Genomic DNA, 21,216 nt, shown 5'->3' on the forward strand with positions numbered 1-21,216 from the left:
TTCGCGAGGTACAGTTGGGAGGGAAATGCCCTTGAGCGAGCGTGTCAATATACTGGGCGTGCATGTCGATGCGGTTACAATGGCGGAGGCAGTTGCCGCCGTGCGCTCCTATATGGATGAGCCTACAGGTGTGATGATCGCAACGGCGAACGCAGAGATGATTATGCGTGCGACACACGACCCCGAACTGTGCGGCATCCTCAATGCGGCGGCACTCGTCGTGGCAGACGGGGCAGGAACGGTCTGGGCGGCACATCACCTCGGGCACCGGATGCCAGAGCGTGTGGCGGGCTATGATCTCGCGCAGGAACTGCTGCGTGCAGCGCCATCGGAGGGGCGGCGCATTTACTTCTTTGGCTCTGCGCCCGGCGTTGCGGAGAAGGCAAAGGCAAAGGCGGAGAAGCTGTATCCTGGCATCGAGATTGTTGGCGTGCGCGATGGCTACTTCAAGCCGGAGGACAATGCGGCGATCATCGAGGAGATCAAGGCTGCGAAGCCTGACCTCCTGCTCGTCGCACTCGGTGTGCCGAAGCAGGAGAAGTGGATCGCCGCACATCTGGCGGAGCTCGGCGTGCCCGTTGCCATCGGTGTCGGCGGGACGCTCGACGTGATGGCGGGTGTGATGAAGCGCGCACCGCGCTGGATGCAGAAGGCAAAGCTCGAATGGCTCTTCCGCGGGATGCTTCAGCCGAAGCGTGCGGGGCGCCTGCTTGCCCTGCCGAAATTTGTGCTGAAGGTGCACAGCTCGCGAAAATAAAAGCTGTATCTGTGGACAAAGAATAGGCTTTCCATTATAATTGAGAGCAGTGTAATCATTTGAAAAGGAGGCGGATGCGCATGGTCGTTGTAAGCGAAGGCTATAAATTTATTGCTGCAGCGCTTATACTGGCTGTTATTCTCGGGATTTTTGCACATCCGTATGCGGCGATTCCATTCGTCGTACTCGCGTGTTATTTTGCGTATTTCTTTCGCAGCCCTGCACGCGAGATCGTACAAAATGCAAGCCATATTCTATCCCCAGCGGATGGCACGGTCACGGAGATTGCCCCGGTTGGTATAGATGATTTCGTGGGCGAGCCGTGCAATAAGATTGTCATCTTTATGTCAGTGTTCAATGTGCACGTCAACCGCAGTCCCATCAATGGGGAGATCAAGCTTCAAAAATACTACTGTGGACGCTTTCGGCCCGCCTACAAGGATGAGGTCGGCTTTGTGAACGAGCATCATCTGATTGGTATTGACCGCGGCGATCTGCGTATCACGGTGAAGCAGATTGCAGGCATTCTCGCACGGCGTATTGTCTCGTGGGTGACCCTTGATGATCATCTGGGTCAAGGAGATATCTACGGAATGATCCGCTTTGGTTCATGCCTCGAGATTGTCATGCCGGAGCGGGCGGAGATCCTTGTGCAAAAGGGTGAAAAGGTACAGGGCGGCAAGACTGTTCTGGGGAGGATCGAAAGCGAATGAATTACAGACGGCTTTTGCCGAATATCTGTACGGCGATGAATCTTGTTTTTGGTATGTGTTCCATCCTCTCGACGATCGAAGGACATCTCGACTGGAGTGCACTCTTCATTCTGTTCGCACTCATTGCGGATGGACTGGACGGGCGAACAGCTCGTGCGCTCGGTGTATCGAGTGAGTTCGGCAAGGAGATGGACTCGCTCTGCGACCTCGGTTCGTTCGGTATCGCGCCCGCGCTGCTTGCATGGACGCTTGCCCTAAAGAGCTACGGCACTATTGGCATAGCGGTGACGATCTTCTTTGCTGTCTGTGGGATGTGGCGTCTCACGCGCTTTAACGTGAATGCGAGCGTCGTGCACGGATACTTTATGGGGCTGGCGATCCCAGCGGGCGGGAACCTTGTTGCAATGTCGACGTGGCTCTTTCTCTCACTCGATATCGATCCTCTTTCGTTTGGCTGGTTCTATCCGTTTGCCATCGCCCTCACGGCATATCTGATGGTCAGCCATGTGCATTATCCGGATTTTAAGGGCGGCGGAGAGAAAATCTACATGGTCTCCAAAATCTTTGCTCTTGTCGTATTCGTTGGAATTCTGTACCTTGGCAGCGCTGCGATCCTGCCCGCTGTATTTACAGCAGTATTCACGACCTATGCCCTTTTTGGAATCGTCAACCATACGATTGCCGTTATGGCCCGTGCAAAGGAAGGCTGAAGCCGCATGACAGAGTTTATTCAATTTGTCTCGCCCTATCTTCCAGCACATGTCTTTGATATCGTCATGGTTCCTCTGCAGATCATTATTCTGCTCTTTACGCTCTATTTTTTCTGCATTGGTTTCTGTTGCCTTTGGCGCAGGAAAGAGAAGAAGATCCTGACGCCTGAAAAAACCTTTGCCGTTGTAGTCGCAGCGCACAATGAGGCAGCGGTCGTTGGACAGCTGATCGAGAATCTGAAGCGTCTCGACTATCCTGAGGAGCTATACGATATCTATGTGATTGCGGATAACTGCACCGACGAAACGCCACAGATTGCGGAGCGGGCGGGTGCAATTGTTTGTGAGCGCACGCATCCGACGAAGAAGAGCAAGGGCTTTGCGCTCGAGTGGATGTTTGAGCGCCTCTTCGCGATGGACAAGGAGTATGACGCGATTGCAATCTTCGATGCGGACAACCTCGTTCATCCGAACTTCCTCAAGGAGATGAACAATCGCCTGCTCAAGGGAGACAAGGTGATTCAAGGATTTCTCGACGCGAAGAATCCGTACGATACGTGGGTCGCGGGCACGTTTGCGATTGCGTTCTGGGTCATCGACCACATCTCCCATCTTGCCAAGACGAATATCGGACTCTCCGCATGCCTCGGCGGCACGGGCATGTGCATTACGACGGATGTGCTGAAACGTCACGGCTGGCGTGCGACCTGTCTTACGGAGGACATGGAGTTCACGATGAAGCTGCTCGCAGAGGGCATCAAGACGACGTGGGCGCATGATGCCATTGTCTACGATGAGAAGCCGCTGACGTTCAAACAGGCGTGGAATCAGCGCCGACGCTGGGCACAGGGACAGTTCGACGTGGCACACCGCTTTATCCCGACGATGATTCGTGAGGGGTGGAAGCAGCGCGACATCCGTATATGGGATGGCTGCATCTATCTCTTGCAGCCGCACTTCCTCATGATCTCGACATTCTTCATCATTATCAGCTACGTGCAGCTGGCTTTTCCGCCGTTTTACACGAGCATCTACAAGTTCCTGCCGTCACAGCTCATGACAGCCATCATGATCGGGCAGTATGTCCTGCCCATGATCATCCTCATCAAGGTGCGCGCGAAGCTCAAGGCATGGTTCTATCTGCTGCTCTATCCTGTGTTCATCTACTCGTGGATTCCGATCATCTTCCTCGGGTTCATCCACCGCAACAAGCACGAGTGGAGCCATACAAAGCATACACGCGCCATGAGCATGGATGAGGTCATGAGCAACGTGAAGTAACACAAAAGGCTGCTGCATACGTGCGGCAGCCTCTTTTCAATCAAGCATTGCAATAGGAGAACACTATGTATACATTACGCGTCGAAGGGGCATTCGAGGCGGCGCACCGCGTCGTGAACTATCCCGGCAAATGCGACCGTCTGCACGGACACAACTGGGTGGTTGAGGCGACCTTTCAGGGGACGCAGCTCGATGAACTCGGTATGCTGATCGACTTCAAGATTGCAAAGAAAACACTTGCTGAGGTGCTCGACGACTTCGATCACTACTATCTGAACGAGTTTCCTCCGTTCAACGAGGGTGTCAACCCCACGGCGGAGAACCTTGCCCGCATCATTTTCGAGCGCCTTGCGGCGCGTGAGGAAATTGCGGCATCTCCCGCAGACCTTACAGCGCTGACCGTCTGGGAGTCGCCGAAGTCCTCTGTCACCTATACGAAGGGCTGATATGCGCGAGAACATCATCGAAATTTTTTCCTCCATACAGGGGGAGGGGAAATACGTCGGCTGTCGTCAGGTTTTCGTTCGCCTGGAGGGCTGCAATCTCGACTGCACATACTGTGATACGGAGAACGAGGTCGGACGTCATCCGCACTGTATGGTCGAGGAGCGGGTGGGGTCGCACAAACTCGTTCCGTACGAAAATCCGCTTTCTGCAGAGCAGGCGGCGGAGATCATCATGCGGCTTGCGGGCAAAGTTCCGCATCACTCGCTGAGCATCACGGGCGGAGAGCCGCTGCTCCATGTGAGCTTTATCCGTGCACTTGCCGCGCGTGTTTCTTTGCCGATCTTTCTTGAGACGAACGGCACACTTGACAAAGCCCTTGCGGAATGCATTGACTGTATTTCACATGTCAGCATGGATCTGAAGCTGCCGGACGTGCTGTCTGCACCCGTCTGGGATGCACATGCGCGCTTCCTGGCCGTTGCGAGAACAAAGGATGTCTATGTCAAGGTCGTTGTTGCCGCAGAAACGCACGATGAGGATGTGGAGCATGCGGCTCGCCTCGTTGCAAAGACTGCCCCCGAGACGCTCCTTGTCCTCCAGCCGGTGACACCCTATGGCGGCTGCAGCGCACCGAGTCCCGCACGCCTCCTCGAACTCCAACGCATTGCTCTGCGGCATCTCCCCGATGTCCGCATCATCCCGCAGACCCACCGCATGATGGATTTGTTGTAGGATGTTATTTTTGTAACTTCTTTTCAATCACGAATCCACTCCAATTATCTGCATACTGCAGAAGAAGTGTGAGCGGTTCCTCGCGTGCAGCGACACATTTATTCTCCTCGACGTATTGACCGTCGTGGTAGACAATGGCCTGTGTCTCTTCCTCTGTAAGAGGAAAGTGCGGCAGAATGAGGTAAATGCTGCGCACGGGGACACTCAGATAGGTGAGCTTCCGATTCCAACGATAGGGATATCGTGCGTCCTCCTCATCATTTTTCAGATACTGCGGTGTTCCGGGGACGCCCGCTTTGCCGAGATCGTGGAGGAGGGCGACGATGACACAGCTCTCCTCAGATAGGTCAGGAGCGACTGACGCGCGCATCTTCAGCATTGTCTCGGCAACGTTCACGCTGTGCTCGAGCAGGCCGTGCCTGCGACACAGGTGATACTTTGTAGAGGCGGGTGCTGTGAGGTAGGCCGTCTCCTGCTCGATGAAGTGCATCAGTGCGGCAAATGCCGTGCTGCGGTTTCTCACCATGTTCTTCAGAGCCTGATACCTGTGACAGAGCTCCACATCGAGATGCAGCAGCAGAACGCCCTGAGGTGCCTGCGTCGTACCAAGCATTTCCTCAAATACATTTCTGTAATACGATTCCCACTCCTCTCGCGTGGTCTTCTTCATTGTCGGGTCGCCGACAAAGTTCAGCAGCATGAGTTGCACGGAGGGGAAGAACTGTGGTACGCAGCGTGCTTGGATTTCATAGAGAAACGTCAAGCGGTTCGCAAGCTGATAATGACCCTCCGTCCACAGCGCAAAATTTCCTTTCGGGAAATGCACTGCATGGTTTTTCTTCAGAGCATCATTGATCTGATTTATGCTCTTTGGGTCTTTTGCCTTCGACTTCTGTCCTTCGGCCTCCTGCCGATAGGATTTTGCCTCCACCAGATAGAGTGTGCCGCTGTTTCGGCCGATGGCGATGCCGTCCCATTGCGGTTGATTCTTTGGCCAAAAATCGAAGATATTCATCTTGTCCGCACCAGGAAAGAGGCTCGACATCGCTTCATTTTGATTCAGCTTATATTCCTTGAAATTATTTTGGGGGAGTGGGGCAACCCACTCCACATCTTCGCCAACCTGCGCGGCAAATTCCTGTGCCAACAATGGGAAGTGCGGTGCATCGACCAGCCGCTGCATCCACAGACGACTCCCTTTTTCGGCACCTCCCGGTGTCAAATTGCTCTTACCTGTTGTCATTTTTTACCTCCAAATTGTTGATTTCCATGAGCTCATGCATGTGAAACAGAAAATCCCATTGAGGCCTGTCTTTGACGGACAGGCTGCAGGGCGGCGACATTGAAGTCGGCGACGGTGAGCTGCCGCAGGCTGTCCTCCGTGAGGGCGTTCTGTTCACGAAGCGTCCAGAGCCTCTGCGACTGATTCATGAGCGCCTGCTCAAAGACATTTCGCACGAAACGTCCGTTGCCGAAGTCCGCCTGCCTGCACACGGAGGAAAATTGCGTGCGGCAATGCGTCACGATCTCCTCTGTGAGCGTGTAGCCCTGCTGGTGTGCGATCAGCCGCAGGATCTCCGCAAGTTCATCCGCTGTGTAGTCGGGGAAGCTCACGTGGAATGCGATACGGCTCCGCAGTCCCTCGTTGGCATCTAAAAAAGCCTGCATTTTTTTCGGGTATCCCGCGAAGATGACGATCACGTCCTCCCGATGATTTTCCATTTCCTGTACAATGGTGCTGATTGCCTCATCTCCGTAGCTGCCGGAGCGGTCATCGAGAAGTGCATATGCCTCGTCGATGAAGAGGATTCCGCCGCGTGCTGCACGGAATTTCTCTTTGACGCACACTGCGGTCCACCCGACGTACTTGGCTACGAGGTCAGCGCGCCCACACTCGATGAAACGTCCTGTGGGAAGGATGTTCTCCTTGCTCAGAATGTCGGCGAGCAGGCGTGCAACCGTCGTCTTCGCGCTGCCCGGATTGCCTGTGAAGCACATGTGCATGGACGGGCGCTTCGTTTCTGTGCCGAGGGTCGCCCGCATCTTCCGAATGGCGAATGCGGCAACGATTTGCTCTAGGATTTCCTTTTGCTGCTTCAGCCCAACCATGTCCCGCAGTATTGCAGCGGCGTCTTGAACCGGCTTCTGCACTGTTGTTTCGGGATGGAAGTCCAGGTTCTGATATGCACGGTAGGACTTGTTCTTCAGAGCGTCGCGGTAGAGCTTTTCGTGAATTTGGTGAATGTCCGATGCGCGGAAGGTACGCCGATCACCGAGAGCCTGCTCCAATTCGTGCTCGGTGTAGTGGGGCATTGATGACTGTGCATCGAGCCTTTGCAGATATGCCGCTGCCTGCGCACGGCTGCCTGCACCCTCCTCGATGTGCACAAAGGAAATGTCCTCACGCAGTGTGGTCAACAGATTTTTCAGTCCGCCCCTCTGCATGTGGAAGTCGACCAGAATAAAGAGCGTATTGCGCTGATACTTGCGGATCATGCCAGCCACGTACTCATTTACCCGCTCGTAGCTGCCCGCATATCTTTCCTCCTCGGCGCAGCTGCACATCTCGAGGACAACGGTTCCACCCTCTGCATGACGCAGGAGATGATCCAAGTCGGATTCGTCATAGCATTCTTCCTATATGTTGTAAACCCTGTTGATGCGCTGCCCTGCAAGGCGCTTGTTGGAGTAGAGAGCACGCACGAGCAGGCGCGCCATTGCCATCGCAGCGTCTGAATTTCCTGCTGTGATGTGATAATGCACGGGATGCCCGTAAAAAATCTTCCGCTCATTCTTGTCAGAGTAAATCCGTGCCAGCTCATCCAGGAAGCTGCTGTCTGCCATCAGCTCCTCTGCCTCGCGGTATGCCTTCATGCGAGAGAGCTGCGGGCGCATAGCGCCAATCTCCTCCGCAAGCCGAAAGTAGCGATTGTCTGCATAATTCAGCTGCAGATCATACAGGGGACTACAGCAATTCAGGTAACTTTTTTTATCACAAATTTCGATGTAATGGGCGAATTGTTCGCGTGTGATCTCACGCAGACTCTCTACGGAAACTTTTTTCATATCACATACTTCGGACAGCATCGGTGCAAGCAGCTTTCCAAGCAGTCCTGCAGTCATAGGTTTCGTCTGACCCACAGCCCCGCACATGTGGAAGCCGTCCGAAAGGGGACGGTCAATGACAAAAAAATTCTTTCCGTCGGTGTGCTGTGCATAGAGCACTTCATTCAGTTCGGAGAGCCGCTCCTCGCGTTTTCTGCGCTCTTCACCGTATCCGGACGGAAGCTCCTCTGCAGGGTTGCAGCTGATCTGAAATTCGTAAAATAACATTGTTCTCACTCCTTTGATCTATCATTCCGTTATATCAATTGTTTTTACATATATGCGGGGATCCATTCGATTTAGTTTTCAGGGAACAAGGAGGGGCTTCCAGCCCATAGATCTCACACATACGTCGTAGCGCATCCTTTACTGTCGTACGCAGACGCTCGGGTGAGATGATCTCGACATATATGCCGAACTGCAGCGCCCAATACTTCATCGCCTCTTCGTTGCAGCGAAGGGTTACGAGCATGCGCTCTTCGTCTTCCAATTCGAGGCGAAAATTCCTGCCGAACCAGTCTGTAAGCGCATCCATCATATAGGTGTATGTCCGAAGCTGAACGGTGACACTCTCTCCGCTGAACATATAGATGTCTTCCACCATGTGGCGCGGCAGACTGAATCCCTGTGCGAAATCGCGGATTGCGCTCTTTGGCTTTGCAGGCTCATCCAGCATCTTGATGTCTGTAATGCGGTCAATGCGGTAATGCGAGACGTTGTCATATGCATCATAGTTGCCGATGAGGTAATAGCGACCGTTCTGTGTAGCCATCTGATAGGGATTTACCACGTATGGCGCAGTCCGCCGCGGATGCAGTCGGAAATCTGTACCACAGCTATTGTAGGTGAACTGCACCTTGTGCTTCGCCTCTATGGCATCGTTTAGCACGTCCAGAGTGTGCATTACCTGTGCATTCTCCGCGTGGTGGAGCTTTGAGAGATGAGCCACATGGGATACCTTTGGCTGAAAATAACGACTGCCAAGCGATTTCAGCTTTTCGATCAGGCGATTTGCCTGCACTGCAGACAGTTCGTGTGAAAAGAGTACGCTGTCGATCAGCATCCGCAGCTCTGCATTGTCGAATGTCCGATCAATGAGTGCGTATCCTGGGCGCACCTCAATCTCATAGCCCATTTCCTGCAATGCCTCAATGTTGCTGCGCACCGAGCGGCGGTCACAGGTGACGCCGTACATCAGCTTCATCATACGGATGATTTCCTGCTGTGTCAGACGATGTTCCTCATCTGTATGCGTTCGAAGAATCTCCAGAATCATCATGTTGAGCATCTTCTTGCTCCCGCTTGCGTACATTCTTCTGCACCTCCTTGATCACCAGTATAGCACAGTCAATGTGCATTTTTTTGTACACTTTGACTCGAATAGACTGGGAAATGGAGTTTACAATCTGCATGTATTTGTTTCTTCGGTTACAGAAAAACTATTGACGTGTATGGTACACTAAACGAATAGTGACGTAGTTCCTGTAGAAAGTGAAAATATATGAAGATCATTGATGCCCATCTGCACTTCGGCAGAGGGGAGTATTTTGATACGGTGGCACGGGCGGCGGGGCATGAGAATACAGAGGAGGGTCTGCGCCGCGATTTCCGCGCGTCGGGTATTGTCCATGGCATTGTAATGGGCAATCTGCCCGTGGAGGAGATCAACCCTCAATATCCCGATATTTTCCACTACTGTGTTGGAATCGGGGGCGACGGTGTGACAGAGATCGCATCGGGACGCCTCCAAAAGCTCCTGCCTGCGCTCGAGCAGCATCTGCAGAGTGAGCGCTGTGTCGGCATCAAGCTCTATCCGGGGTATCATTATTTCTATATCTATGACGATATGCTCGCACCCGTCTATCAGCTTGCGGCTCAGTACAAGAAACCCGTCGCTGTGCATACGGGTCTGACGGCGACGGAGAAGGCGCTGCTCAAATACGCGCACCCGAATGTGATGGATGAGGCGGCGACGAAGTTCCGCGATGTGCATTTCGTCATGTGCCATTTCGGCGAACCGTATTTCACGGATGCGGTTGCTGTGATGGAGAAGAATCCGAATGTGAGCGCCGATCTCTCGGGTATGCTCGCAGGCAAAATTCAGGATTTTGCGCTATTCTGTCAGCGGAAGAAATTCTATATCGACCAACTGCATGGATGGCTCGCGTATCTGAATACCTATGACCGCCTGATGTTCGGGACGGACTGGCCGCTCGCGAATTTCGATGACTACATTGCGTTCACGAAGCTGCTCATCCCCGAGGAGTATTGGAACGCAGTGTTCTATGATAATGCCGTGCGAATTTACGATTTGCACATATAATTTTGGATAAGGGAAAATCTATGGCAATACTGGAAATCAAAAAGGCGGGTGATCCCGTCCTAAAACAGGTCGCAGAGCCGATCGAACGCCTCACAAAGCGCCATCGGCAGCTGCTCGACGATATGGCGGAGACGATGTACTCCGCCGATGGCGTTGGTCTTGCTGCGCCGCAGGTGGGTAAGTCTCTGCGCATCGTGGTGATCGATGTGCAGGACGAGCATGGGCTGCTTGAACTTGTGAATCCCGTCATCACGATGCGTGAGGGGACGGTAGTGGACTCGGAGGGCTGCCTCTCCGTGCCGCAGGTCTACGGAGATGTGGAGCGTGCCGAGCGTGTGACGGTGGAGTATACGGATCGACGCAGCCGCAGGCGCAGTCTGACGGCAGACGGTCTTCTCGCACGCTGCATTCAGCATGAGTGCGATCACCTCGATGGACGTCTTTTTATCGATATCGCTGTAAGCCTTCGCAAGGAGGAGGAAAAGGGGTGACGAAGATGCGTGTCGTCTTTATGGGGACGCCGGATTTTGCCGTGCCGACGCTTGCAGCGATTGCGGCACGTTCTGATCTCGCGGAGGTCGTCGCCGTCGTCACACAGCCCGACCGTCCGCGCGGGCGCGGGAAGAAGCTCAGCCCGTCACCCGTTAAGGCATGGGCAGCGGAGCATGAGATTCCTGTGCTGCAGCCCATGCGCGCGCGTGATGCGGAGTTTGCCGCACAGCTGCGGGATTTCAAACCCGATGTGGCGGTCGTCGTCGCGTTTGGTCAGATCCTCTCACAGGAGGTACTCGATATTCCTGTGCACGGCTGCATCAATGTGCACGCTTCACTCCTGCCGAAGTACCGCGGGGCAGCGCCGATTCAGCACGCAGTCATGGCAGGGGAACGGGTGACAGGGATCACGACGATGCAGATGGATGCGGGACTCGATACGGGGGATATGCTCCTTTGGCGCGAGGTTCCAATCCATGCGGATACAACATACGGGACGCTTCATGACACCCTGATGGAGACGGGTGCGGCACTCCTCGTCGAGACCCTTGAGCAGCTTGCGGCGGGGACGCTCGTGCGGACACCGCAGACAGGCGACTCCTGCTATGCCGCACGCATCACGCGCGAGACGGCTGTGATCGATTGGACGAAATCTGCACGCGAACTCGATGCACTTGTGCATGGGCTGAATCCGACCCCGTACGCGCAGACGAGCCTCGATGATGCTGTCTACAAGATCGGCGCACTGCGTCCTGCGGGACGTGCATCCGGTGCTCCCGCAGGCACGATTGTCACTGCTGACCGCAAGGCGGGACTCATTGTTGCGGCGGGGGATGAGGATGCGGAAATCACAGAGATTCAAGCACCCGGCAAGAAGATGATGGAGGCGCGTGCCTTTTTGAACGGCTGTGAGCTTCCCGTCGGCGCAAGGTTTTCGTCATGAGTGAGCAGACATTGACGGTGAACGGCAAGACGGCAGGCGAGAAAAAGACCATCGCGCTCCCGTCGCGTCCGAAAAAACGGCTCTTTATCGGTATGCTGCTCCTCGTGACCATGCTCGCAGCGGCACTCCTTTTTGGTATATGGTACATCGGCGTGCCGGGACTCGAGCGCATTCAGCCGTCCTTGCCGTGGGTCATCGGGGGGGCGCTGACGCTCGCCGTTCTCATTTCCTTCCTTGGCATTTTCAATATGGTGCTGGCGATTGCAGGCCTGCCGTATCTTCCCTGGATGAAGCGGCAGACCTACGAGCTGATCAATCTGCTCTTTCCCGCAGCCGTGCGCCTTGGCGCACTCTTTGGGGTAAAACGACGCAGGCTCGAAGGTTCGTTTATCGCGGTGAGCAATCTGCTTTTTCATCGCATGCACATCCGCGTGCCTGCAAACCGTCTGCTCGTCGTGACACCGCACTGTCTGCAGCTTGCGAGCTGTCCGCACAAGGTAACGCGTGATCCGAACAACTGCAAGCGCTGCGGTGGCTGCAACATCGGCGACCTCGTCGCGCTCGCCGAGGAGATGGGCTTTCATTTCTTTGTGGCGACGGGCGGCACGCTCGCACGGCAGATCATCTACAATATGCGCCCGAAAGCGGTGCTCGCCATTGCGTGTGAGCGCGACCTGATGAGCGGCATACAGGATGTCTTTCCTCTGCCGGCGGTCGGTGTGCTCAATATCCGCCCAAATGGGCCATGCTACAATACGAGTGTAGACATGAATGAGGTGCGGCGCCAACTGGAGGAGATCATCGAGCCTACATCGGACGATACGAGAAAGGGCGCATGATGCAGAAGCAGTATCGAGAGGAAAAGATCGACCGTGTGCGTGAGCTGGCGATGCAGGTGCTCCAAAAGGTGCATACGGAGAGTGCATACGCGAATGTGGCGCTTGCGGAAACGCTGCGCGAGATGCGGCTGCCGGAACGTGACCGCCGCTTTTTGACAGAGCTTGTTTACGGTGTTACAAAGGCGGGGGAAACGCTCGACTATATGATCGGGCGCTATGTTGCCGACATCCGAAAGGCACAGCCTGCCATTCGTGAGCTTTTGCGTCTTGGCTTTTATCAGATTTTCTTCATGGATCGCGTGCCGCCGTCCGCCGCATGCAATACGGCGGTGGAATTGGCGAAAAAATACGGGCGCAGGGGTGCAGACTCCTTCGTCAATGGTGTCCTGCGTGCAGCTCTCAGAGAGCCAGAGCGCGCGGAACTCCCCAACGGAAGAGATGCACGCGCACTCGCGCTGCGCACATGGCATCCGAAGTGGATGGTGGAGCGGTGGATGCGTGTCTACGGATACGAGCGGACGGAGGCGCTCTGTCGCTGCAACAATACGAGTGCGCCGCTCTCCGTGCGCGTGAATACGCTGCGCATCAATCGTCCGGCGTTGATGGAGCAATTTGCGGCGGCAGGTGCCGAAGCGCATGCTTCTGCCCTTGCTCCCGAGGGTATCTTACTGCGCGCGCATGGCGCACTTGATGAACTGGCACCGCTGCGTATGGGGCTGGCACAGGTGCAGGATGAGAGTTCCATGCTCGTCGCGCATGTGCTCGCGCCGGAACCGGGCATGACGGTGATTGACGCTTGTGCCGCGCCGGGCGGCAAGACGACGCACATCGCACAGCGCATGGAAAATCGCGGGCGCATCCTCGCGTTTGATATCTATGAGGAGAAGATTCGCCGCATTGAGCGCAATGCACAGCGGCTCGGCATCTCCATCATCGAGGGCGAGGTGCGCGATGCGCGTACAATCGGTGCGGCATACGCGGGGCAGGCGGATCGGGTGCTCGTCGATGCACCCTGCTCGGGACTTGGCGTTCTCAGGCGCAAGCCCGATGCACGCTGGAAGAAGAGCGCAGGGGATCGAAAGACTCTGCCGCCCCTTCAGCGTGCGATCCTTGCGAGCGCAGCAGAGGCTGTGAAGAAGGGCGGCATACTCGTCTACAGTACGTGTACGATGGAGGAATGTGAGAACACAGATGTTGTTCATACATTTCTTGAGACTCACACAGACTTTGCCCTTGAGGAGACGGGATCATTCCTGCCCGAGGAAAAGAGCACAGAGCATATGGTGCAGATCATGCCGGAGACGAACGGTCCGGACGGCTTCTTTATCGCGCGCATGAGGCGTTTATGAATATCTTTGGATGGACAAAGGAGCAGCTTGCCGAGGCTCTCAAAGACCATGGCATTCCCCGCTTCCGTGCGGATCAGATCATCCGATGGATGTATCAGCGCGGTGCGGTTTCTTTTGATGCCATGGATAACCTTCCTAAGTCGTTGCGCACACAGCTTCCGCAGCATTTTTCCATCGATCGACCGAAGGTCGTCTCCCGTCTGCATTCTGCCGATGGAGCGACGATCAAGCTGCTCTATGAATTTGCCGACGGGCAGACGGCGGAGACTGTGCTGATGCGCCATCCATACGGCAACAGCGTCTGCGTGTCTACACAGGCGGGCTGCCGCATGGGGTGCGCATTTTGTGCCTCCACTCTGCATGGACTTCAGCGCAATTTGACGGTGGGGGAGATTGCTGCGCAGGCGATTGGCATTGCGGACTTCCTGCGTCAGGAGGGCGCGCGTGTCGATACCATTGTTGTCATGGGATCGGGTGAGCCGCTCGAGAACTATGACAATGTGATGGCGGCGCTGCGTCTCCTGCATGAGGAATATACCATCGGTCTCAGCTATCGCGGCGTGACGCTCTCGACCTCCGGCATCGTGCCGGGCATTGAGCGGCTTGCAGAGGAGGGCATCCCCATTTCCCTCTCGATTTCACTGCACGCGCCGACGGATGCACTTCGCAATGAGATCATGCCGGTCAATCGCATGTATCCGCTTGCGGATGTCCTGCGTGCGGCGCGTGCGTATGCAGAGCGGACGAAACGCCGCGTCACCTACGAGTACATCCTCATTCGCGATCTGAATGACAGCGTGCGCGAGGCAGAGCAGCTCGCAAAGCTCCTGCGCAGACAACTCGCGAGCGTGAACCTCATCCCGATCAATCCCGTAGCAGAGCGCAATCTCTTTCGTCCAAGCAAAGAGACAATCCGACGTTTCCAAAAAGCACTCGAGGAGCGGCACATTACAGCGACGCTGCGGCGCGAGATGGGAACGGACATCCAGGCGGCATGCGGACAGCTGCGTAACCGCCTGATGGAAGCGGGACTATAATTATTTCTTTTTTTATGCTATGATATAGAAGTCAATCAATTCATTTTATTTCTATGTTATTTGCCAAAGGAGAGTATTGCACGATGCTTGATCGCGTGGAAGCTTTTCTGGGAGATCATATCGAAGGATTCTTTAATCGGAAATTCAGCAGTTATCTGGAGCCAGTTGAGCTTGTAAAAGGTCTCGAAAAAGAGATTAAGAAACAGGCTGCAGGTGTCAGTCTCGCAAACTCCTATCTCATCTCCCTCGGAACGGAGGATTATCAGCGCCTCTGCTCTCATCGTGTGGTGGATGAGCTCGGCGTAGCACTTAAAAAGTCTATTATTCGTGCAGATCTTACGATGGATGGGAAGCTTGGTATCTGCTTTGCACTTGATGACAGCCTGCGTGCGGGATCTTATCGTCTTGCTGCCCGCAGACTGCAGGAAACAGCCACGGCGAAGGAAGAGGTATCCTGTGATACGATGGCACAGACCATCGTATTGGAGCGGCCGTCTCTGATGGAGGCACGATGTCTGAATCTCCCCCCTGTGCATGAGATTGCAAGCCTCACTGTACTCACCGGTTCGGATGAGGGGGTTGACCTGCATCTTGGCGAGCGAAAAATCTATATTGGTCGTATGCCGCGCAACGAGTTCATCCTAACGGATTCGAATATCTCGCGTGTACACGCCTGGGTTTCCTATGAGTCTCATCGACATGTCCTCTACGATGCTGAGAGCCGCAACGGGAGCTTTGTAAATGGGATGCGCGTCCAGGCACAGCGCCTGTGCGACGGCGATGAGATCCGGCTCGGCACAACAGCGCTCCGCTATGGGGTCCTCTGATGCCAGCGGTCGCGCTCAAAGCGCTGCGCGTCCTGCTGGAATATGGTGCACTTCTCTGGCTTGCCTATGTTGTCTTTCGTCTTGGAGGTGCGATGTTTCAGACGATGCGTACAGACCTTCGAGAGGCTGGCTGCAAGCCGCAGCAGTCCTTCGGTACCGCATTTCTCGTCGCCATTGCCGGTGAGGATATTGTTGGACAGCGCTTCCCCATTGGATATGAGATTTCCATTGGGCGCAGCACGGACAATGATATCGTGCTTGCGGATAATTTTGTGTCCCATCATCATTTGTTAATCTATCAGAGAGAAAATACATATATTGCAGAGGATTTGGGCAGCCGCAATCACACCTATCTGAACGATAGGATTTTAACGGGGCGGGCATATCTGCGTACGGGTGATGTACTGCGGATCGGTGCCGCTGTTCTGCGTTTTGAGAGGTAAGCACATGATAGAGGTTTCAAGTGCGTCGGATATCGGGTGCGTGCGAACATCAAATGAGGATAGTTTTGGCGTATTCTCTCCTGCCGTCTATGTAGTTGCCGATGGCCTCGGCGGGCACGCGGCGGGAGAGGTAGCAAGCCGCATCGTGGTTGCCTCTGTGCATGCTATGGCGAGTGAGGGAGCGGCGATCGATACAGCGATTCTTCAGAGTGCTGTTCTGCGTGCCAATGAAGAGGTGCTTGCTGCCTCGGCAGGAAACTCCTCCTATGAGGGAATGGGATCGACGGCGACCGTGCTTCATGTGAATGAAGAGACGGGAATGGCCTACTACGCACACGTTGGGGACAGCCGTCTCTATCTTCTTCGTCGTGGCGTATTTCGTCAGGTCTCTCGCGATCACTCCTATGTGGAGGAGCTTGTGGCACGTGGGCAGCTCAGTGAGTCAGAGGCGCAGCACCATCCGCGTAAAAATCTCCTCCTGCGAGCAGTGGGGGTGGAGGAGCACCTCCATGTCGATGGTGATTCGTTTCCGCTTGAATCGGGGGATCGGCTGCTGCTTGCGACCGATGGGCTGACGAATATGGTGGATGATGATGAGCTTGCCGCTCTGCTCGGCAGCAACTTTGCAGGGGTTGCCGACCGCATGGTGGAACGGGCACTTGCCGGCGGTGGAAGTGACAATATCACAGCGATTGCAATCGCTTATGAAATGTCATGACGTGGGGGATAAAGTTTGCTCCGGTAGGCATTCTGCTCTGTGCACTCGGTGTTCTCTTATTGAAGCAGGGAGCAGGGCAGCCGGGCTGGATATTTGATTGGCGTGTGCAGTTTGCTTATCTGCCATGGTTTACTTTGCTCATATTCCTCGGAGCGGTGAGCTATATATTTGCTGCGCGGCGCGGTCTCGACTGTGTGCCCCTCGCACTTTCTTACGTGCTTCTGGCAGTCGGCCTTGCCGAAATTGCACGGCTCAAACCCGAACTGTTCACAGCCCAGCTGCGATGGGCGAGCATCGGTATTGTCCTCTGGGCATTCGTTATCCTCTTTTGGAAACGCCTGCGGCATATGCTCGACTACCCCTACGTTCTCGGGCTTGCAACGACGCTTGTCCTGCTTCTTCCGCTTATCTTTGGTGTGAGTATTGGCGGAAATCAAAACTGGCTCATGTTCGGCTCGTTTTCGATCCAACCGTCGGAGTTCGGCAAGATTCTGCTCATCTTTTTTCTCGCGGCATATCTCGCGGATCATCTCGCGGTGCTGACACTCCCCGCACGCCGCTTCCTCTTTCTCCACCTGCCGCCCGTGCGCTTCATTGCACCGCTCATTGTGCTCTGGGGACTCGCCGTGCTGATGTTTGTCATTGCGCGTGATCTCGGATCGGCACTGCTCTTCTTTGGAATGGCGGTGCTCATGACCTATATGGGAACAGGGCGCAAATCCTACGTGTTCCTCGCAGGACTCTTCATCATCGTTGCGGCAGCACTCAGCTATGCCCTCTTTGGACACGTCCGCGTGCGCTTTGATATCTGGCTGCATCCATGGGCAGATCCGAACGGTATGTCCTATCAGGTTGTGCAGTCGCTCTTTGCCATCGGCTCAGGTGGGATCTGGGGGACGGGCTTTGCGGAGGGGCATCCGCTGCTCATTCCCGAGGTTCACACGGACTTTATCTTCTCTGCTGTTGCAGAGGAGTTTGGTCTGATCGGTGCCGCTCTCGTGCTCCTGGTCTATGTGCTCCTCTTCTGGCGTGGAAGTCGGATTGCGATGACACTGCCAAAGGCGCAGGAGTCACTGCTTGCAGCGGGCTGCGCCGCGAGCCTCCTGTTGCAGGCCTTCATCATCACGGCGGGAGTAACAAAGCTCCTGCCGCTCACGGGAATTACCTTGCCCTTTGTCAGCTATGGCGGCAGTTCGATGGCGGCGAGCTTCATCCTCGTCGGCATATTGACTGCCCTCTCGGGAGAGAGCAAGGAGGCAGAAGATGACTGACCGAAAAATCCGAAAGCAGATTACGGTCGCAGCAGCTTTCCTTTTGATACTCATCGGCATCCAGCTTCTCTATCTTGCAAAGCTGAGCATTTGGGATGGTAACGAGCTTTCCGCTCACCCGCTCAACATGCGGTCTGCGCTGATGGAGCAGGATATCCGGCGTGGGTGTATCCTTGACCGTGAGGGACGCGTGCTCGCGGAGAGTGCGGCAGACGGCGAACGTTCCTATCCGTATGGACGTATCCTTGCGCCTGTGACGGGCTATCAGACGGAGCGCTATGGCGGTACGGGCGTGGAGCAGGTCACTGGACTGGAACTCAGCGGTGTCACCACGGATGTGGCACATATGGGGCCTCTGCGGACGCTCCTGCGCGCGGATGCGGGCTACGATGTCCGCCTGACTGTGGATGCGGCGCTGTCTGAGGCAGCATGGAATGCGCTGGGCTCACGACGCGGCGCTGTCGTTGTGTTGGATGCGGCGACGGGAGCCGTGCGCACGATGGTGAGTGCACCTTCGTACGATCCCGCCACAGCGGAGAAGCATTGGGATGAACTCACGTCGCGCGAGGACAGTCCGCTTCTCAACCGCGCGTCACAAGGGCTTTATCCGCCTGGATCGACGTTCAAGACACTCATTGCTGACGCGGCGCTTACCGCCGGGATGACGAATCCTGATGAGGTGTTTACCTGCACAGGAGAGCTTGCCATTGGCACAGATTATGTGCTGCATGAGAGCCATCATGAGGCACATGGGAAGCTGCACCTTGCGGATGCCCTGCGTGAGTCCTGCAACGTCACTTTTGCGACGCTTGCCCTGCGCCTCGGTTCGCGTGGACTATCCTCGGCCTTTGACCGTTTCGGCGTTGGTGAGGAGCTCACGGATGCCGAAATCGCAATGACAGCGGCACACGTTCCCAAGATGAGTCGTCTCAGCGATGGGGAAATCGCCCAGATCGGCATCGGACAGGGAGAGCTGCTTGTCACTCCCCTGCAGATGGCACTCATTGCGGATGCGTTTGCAAATGATGGAAAAATCATGCAGCCGTATCTAGTTGAGCAAGTTCTGACGGCAGAGGGGACTCCTCTTTACGAGGCAAATCCTGCGGTCGCCCGCACGGCGACGACGGTGGAACGCGCAGCGATCATTGACAGCTATATGGCGGATGTTGTTGCGGCGGGAACCGGAACGGCGGCGCATGTCGAAGGCGTGCGTGTCACGGGCAAGACAGGCACGGCAGAGAACGCCAGCGGTACAGATCATGCCTGGTTTATCGGTTCGGCAGAGCGCGGCGGACATAAGATCGTCATGGCCATCCTTGTGGAAGAGGGCGGCTTTGGTGGGAGAGCGGCGGCAGGAATTGCGCGCACGGTGATACAGAATTATTTTGATGGGCTTCGATCATTGCATTGAGCGCCCTATTTGGGATAGAGACCTCGGCAGTGTATGGCAGAGGCGTTAGGAGGAACGAACATGGTTGAGCGTGTCTTAGATGGACGCTATGCGCTGGAGATGCTTGTGGGCAGCGGCGGCATGGCGGATGTCTATCGGGCAAAGGATCAGCTTTTGGAGCGCACTGTCGCCGTCAAGATTCTTCATCAGCAGTATGAGAATGACAAGGAATTTATCGAGCGCTTTCAGCGTGAGGCGAAGGCAGCAGCACGCATTACGCATCCAAATATCGTCAATGTCCATGATGTCGGCGTTGCTGAGGGACGCCACTATATCGTAATGGAATATGTTCCGGGACGCACGCTGAAGGAGCGCATCAAGGAGGAGGGGCCTGTACCCGCAGCAGAGGCACTGCACATCGCACGCCAGATTGCTGGAGCACTTGCCCAGGCACACGCGAACAACCTTGTACACTGCGACATCAAGCCGCACAACATCCTTGTCATGCCGGACGGCAATGTGAAGGTTGCAGACTTCGGCATTGCGCGTGCAGTTACAGAGTCTACGATGACCTATAACGACAACATCATGGGATCGGTGCATTACTTTTCGCCTGAGCAGGCGCGCGGGACGATCATCACGCCGAAGTCAGATGTTTACTCCCTGGGGGTATTGCTCTATGAAATGCTGACGGGACGAATTCCCTTTGACGGCAACACGGCAGTCGGGATTGCGCGCAAACATCTTGAGGAGGAACCTCGGTCTGTGCGTTCTCTCGTTCCCAGCATCCCTCCCGTAGTTGAGGCTCTGGTCATACGGATGATGGCAAAGGATCCTGCCCTGCGCCCAGACAGTATGATGCTCGTTCAAGATATCATGCACACAGAGCAGATGATGCGTGGCGATACGGTGATTCAGTCATCATTTGATCCTGACGCTACCCGTGTCCTCTCTCCGATGGAGGCCCAGGAGATCGGCGCCATGGCCGAGGCAGAGGAAGAGGAGTACGATGAGCAGGAGGATGAGCGCTCGTTCTTCCGCACGAAGAAATTCAAGTTTGGGCTTGTCCTCATCCTTCTCTTGGGTTTCTTTACAGGATTTTTCCTGAGTTTCGGCAAATTCTGGAGTTCTGTCGAGATCACGGTGCCCGATGTGACGGGGAAGCAGCTGACACTTGCACGGCAAATACTCGAGGATCAGCACCTGCGCGTCACGGTCGCTGAGACCTTTGATGCCTCCGTGCCTGTTGGCGTCGTCGTTTCGCAGACACCTGAGGCGGGAACAACGGTCAAGGAGGAGCGTACGATCACCATCTACGTCAGCAAGGGCGGTGAGGAACTCGAGATGCCGAATCTGCGCGGGCTGAAACAGGAGGACGCCATTGACCGCCTGCAGAAAATGGGGCTGCGCCTCGGCTCCTCCTATGAGACGTTTTCTGATGAGGACAGCGGTACCGTCATCTCACAGGATCCGCGCAGCGGAACGCGCATCAGCAAAGGGCAGTCCGTAGACATCACTGTCAGCAAGGGACAGAAGATCAAGAAGGTTACAGTGCCCGACGTGAAGGGCGTGCCCTCGGATCGTGCACGTGCCATGATCGAGGGAAGCGGTCTCAAGGTTGGAAGCATCTCGGAGGAAGCGAGCACGCAGGCGGCAGGAACGGTTATCAGCCAGTCGCCCGCAGCAGGTGCAGAAACGGACAGCGATAGTGCCGTTCGCCTGGTCGTCTCGAGCGGCAGTAAGGCCTCTTCCCACAAGGACGATACGAAGAAGAGCGAACCAAAGAAGAATGACAAGGATCCCTCCGGACGCCGCATTCAGACCGAGAAGACAGAATAG

The 21,216-nt window shown here is 55.4% G+C and carries 22 protein-coding genes; 18 read left to right on the top strand and 4 right to left on the bottom strand.

The window, feature by feature from the left end; all coding sequences use genetic code 11:
- Positions 1 to 31 precede the first annotated feature (31 nt).
- The 6 genes from HMPREF1992_RS09965 to HMPREF1992_RS09990 all read left to right on the top strand — a co-directional run bounded on the left by HMPREF1992_RS09965 (position 32) and on the right by HMPREF1992_RS09990 (position 4,640).
- Entirely contained in the window at positions 32 to 757 is a 726-nt protein-coding gene (locus HMPREF1992_RS09965; RefSeq protein ID WP_037359558.1) for a WecB/TagA/CpsF family glycosyltransferase, read from the top strand.
- Positions 758 to 837: 80 nt separating this feature from the next.
- Positions 838 to 1,470 (top strand): phosphatidylserine decarboxylase, encoded by a 633-nt coding sequence (locus HMPREF1992_RS09970; protein ID WP_037359561.1) that lies wholly within the window; start codon positions 838 to 840, stop codon positions 1,468 to 1,470.
- Positions 1,467 to 2,180 (top strand): CDP-diacylglycerol--serine O-phosphatidyltransferase, encoded by a 714-nt coding sequence (gene pssA, locus HMPREF1992_RS09975; RefSeq protein ID WP_021685779.1) that lies wholly within the window; start codon positions 1,467 to 1,469, stop codon positions 2,178 to 2,180. Before HMPREF1992_RS09970 ends, pssA begins: the two co-directional genes overlap by 4 nt.
- A gap of 6 nt (positions 2,181 to 2,186) precedes the next feature.
- Positions 2,187 to 3,461: a glycosyltransferase family 2 protein gene (locus tag HMPREF1992_RS09980; protein ID WP_021685780.1), complete on the top strand. Its 1,275-nt coding sequence runs from the start codon at positions 2,187 to 2,189 to the stop codon at positions 3,459 to 3,461.
- A 65-nt stretch (positions 3,462 to 3,526) separates the two neighbouring features.
- The gene (gene queD / locus HMPREF1992_RS09985; RefSeq protein ID WP_021685781.1) at positions 3,527 to 3,907 is read left to right on the top strand and encodes a 6-carboxytetrahydropterin synthase QueD; all 381 of its coding nucleotides are present in this window, start codon (positions 3,527 to 3,529) and stop codon (positions 3,905 to 3,907) included.
- 1 nt (position 3,908) lies between these two features.
- Positions 3,909 to 4,640, top strand: a complete 732-nt coding sequence (locus HMPREF1992_RS09990; RefSeq protein WP_021685782.1) for a 7-carboxy-7-deazaguanine synthase QueE — start codon at positions 3,909 to 3,911, stop codon at positions 4,638 to 4,640.
- 4 nt (positions 4,641 to 4,644) lie between these two features.
- On the opposite strand, the gene HMPREF1992_RS10980 is transcribed toward HMPREF1992_RS09990, so the two are convergent.
- Genes HMPREF1992_RS10980 through HMPREF1992_RS10005 form a run of 4 tightly spaced genes read right to left on the bottom strand, consistent with a single transcriptional unit; the run spans position 4,645 to position 9,057 of the window.
- Positions 4,645 to 5,883: an HD domain-containing protein gene (locus tag HMPREF1992_RS10980; protein ID WP_021685783.1), complete on the bottom strand. Its 1,239-nt coding sequence runs from the start codon at positions 5,881 to 5,883 to the stop codon at positions 4,645 to 4,647.
- A gap of 32 nt (positions 5,884 to 5,915) precedes the next feature.
- Complete coding sequence (locus tag HMPREF1992_RS10000) at positions 5,916 to 7,253, bottom strand: AAA family ATPase (protein WP_231366988.1); 1,338 nt, start codon at positions 7,251 to 7,253, stop codon at positions 5,916 to 5,918.
- Positions 7,254 to 7,277: 24 nt separating this feature from the next.
- Positions 7,278 to 7,973, bottom strand: coding sequence for a hypothetical protein (locus HMPREF1992_RS11855; RefSeq protein ID WP_021685785.1), 696 nt, complete (start codon positions 7,971 to 7,973; stop codon positions 7,278 to 7,280).
- Positions 7,974 to 8,007: 34 nt separating this feature from the next.
- On the bottom strand, positions 8,008 to 9,057 hold the full coding sequence (locus HMPREF1992_RS10005; RefSeq protein ID WP_021685786.1) for a YafY family protein: 1,050 nt from the start codon (positions 9,055 to 9,057) through the stop codon (positions 8,008 to 8,010).
- Between the two features lie 189 nt (positions 9,058 to 9,246).
- On the opposite strand from HMPREF1992_RS10005, the gene HMPREF1992_RS10010 reads away from it, so the two are divergent.
- From HMPREF1992_RS10010 to pknB, 12 genes are all read left to right on the top strand, one after another.
- Positions 9,247 to 10,068, top strand: a complete 822-nt coding sequence (locus HMPREF1992_RS10010) for an amidohydrolase family protein (RefSeq protein WP_021685788.1) — start codon at positions 9,247 to 9,249, stop codon at positions 10,066 to 10,068.
- 20 nt (positions 10,069 to 10,088) lie between these two features.
- Positions 10,089 to 10,559, top strand: coding sequence for a peptide deformylase (def, locus tag HMPREF1992_RS10015; RefSeq protein ID WP_021685789.1), 471 nt, complete (start codon positions 10,089 to 10,091; stop codon positions 10,557 to 10,559).
- Positions 10,560 to 10,564: 5 nt separating this feature from the next.
- Positions 10,565 to 11,503 (top strand): methionyl-tRNA formyltransferase, encoded by a 939-nt coding sequence (fmt, locus tag HMPREF1992_RS10020; protein ID WP_037359675.1) that lies wholly within the window; start codon positions 10,565 to 10,567, stop codon positions 11,501 to 11,503.
- Entirely contained in the window at positions 11,500 to 12,342 is an 843-nt protein-coding gene (locus tag HMPREF1992_RS10025; protein WP_021685791.1) for a DUF116 domain-containing protein, read from the top strand. Before fmt ends, HMPREF1992_RS10025 begins: the two co-directional genes overlap by 4 nt.
- Entirely contained in the window at positions 12,339 to 13,691 is a 1,353-nt protein-coding gene (rsmB, locus tag HMPREF1992_RS10030; protein WP_021685792.1) for a 16S rRNA (cytosine(967)-C(5))-methyltransferase RsmB, read from the top strand. The genes HMPREF1992_RS10025 and rsmB overlap by 4 nt, the downstream gene beginning before the upstream one ends.
- Complete coding sequence (gene rlmN / locus HMPREF1992_RS10035) at positions 13,688 to 14,728, top strand: 23S rRNA (adenine(2503)-C(2))-methyltransferase RlmN (RefSeq protein ID WP_021685793.1); 1,041 nt, start codon at positions 13,688 to 13,690, stop codon at positions 14,726 to 14,728. The genes rsmB and rlmN overlap by 4 nt, the downstream gene beginning before the upstream one ends.
- Before the next feature lie 83 nt (positions 14,729 to 14,811).
- Entirely contained in the window at positions 14,812 to 15,555 is a 744-nt protein-coding gene (locus HMPREF1992_RS10040) for an FhaA domain-containing protein (protein ID WP_037359566.1), read from the top strand.
- Complete coding sequence (locus HMPREF1992_RS10045; protein ID WP_021685795.1) at positions 15,555 to 15,998, top strand: FHA domain-containing protein; 444 nt, start codon at positions 15,555 to 15,557, stop codon at positions 15,996 to 15,998. Before HMPREF1992_RS10040 ends, HMPREF1992_RS10045 begins: the two co-directional genes overlap by 1 nt.
- Before the next feature lie 4 nt (positions 15,999 to 16,002).
- Entirely contained in the window at positions 16,003 to 16,716 is a 714-nt protein-coding gene (locus HMPREF1992_RS10050) for a Stp1/IreP family PP2C-type Ser/Thr phosphatase (RefSeq protein ID WP_021685796.1), read from the top strand.
- Complete coding sequence (locus tag HMPREF1992_RS10055; RefSeq protein ID WP_021685797.1) at positions 16,713 to 17,987, top strand: FtsW/RodA/SpoVE family cell cycle protein; 1,275 nt, start codon at positions 16,713 to 16,715, stop codon at positions 17,985 to 17,987. Before HMPREF1992_RS10050 ends, HMPREF1992_RS10055 begins: the two co-directional genes overlap by 4 nt.
- On the top strand, positions 17,980 to 19,398 hold the full coding sequence (locus HMPREF1992_RS10060; RefSeq protein WP_021685798.1) for a penicillin-binding protein 2: 1,419 nt from the start codon (positions 17,980 to 17,982) through the stop codon (positions 19,396 to 19,398). The genes HMPREF1992_RS10055 and HMPREF1992_RS10060 overlap by 8 nt, the downstream gene beginning before the upstream one ends.
- Before the next feature lie 60 nt (positions 19,399 to 19,458).
- The gene (gene pknB, locus HMPREF1992_RS10065) at positions 19,459 to 21,216 is read left to right on the top strand and encodes a Stk1 family PASTA domain-containing Ser/Thr kinase (protein ID WP_037359570.1); all 1,758 of its coding nucleotides are present in this window, start codon (positions 19,459 to 19,461) and stop codon (positions 21,214 to 21,216) included.

It is taken from the genome of Selenomonas sp. oral taxon 892 str. F0426 (assembly GCF_000468035.1).
Classification (GTDB): Bacteria; Bacillota; Negativicutes; order Selenomonadales; family Selenomonadaceae; genus Centipeda.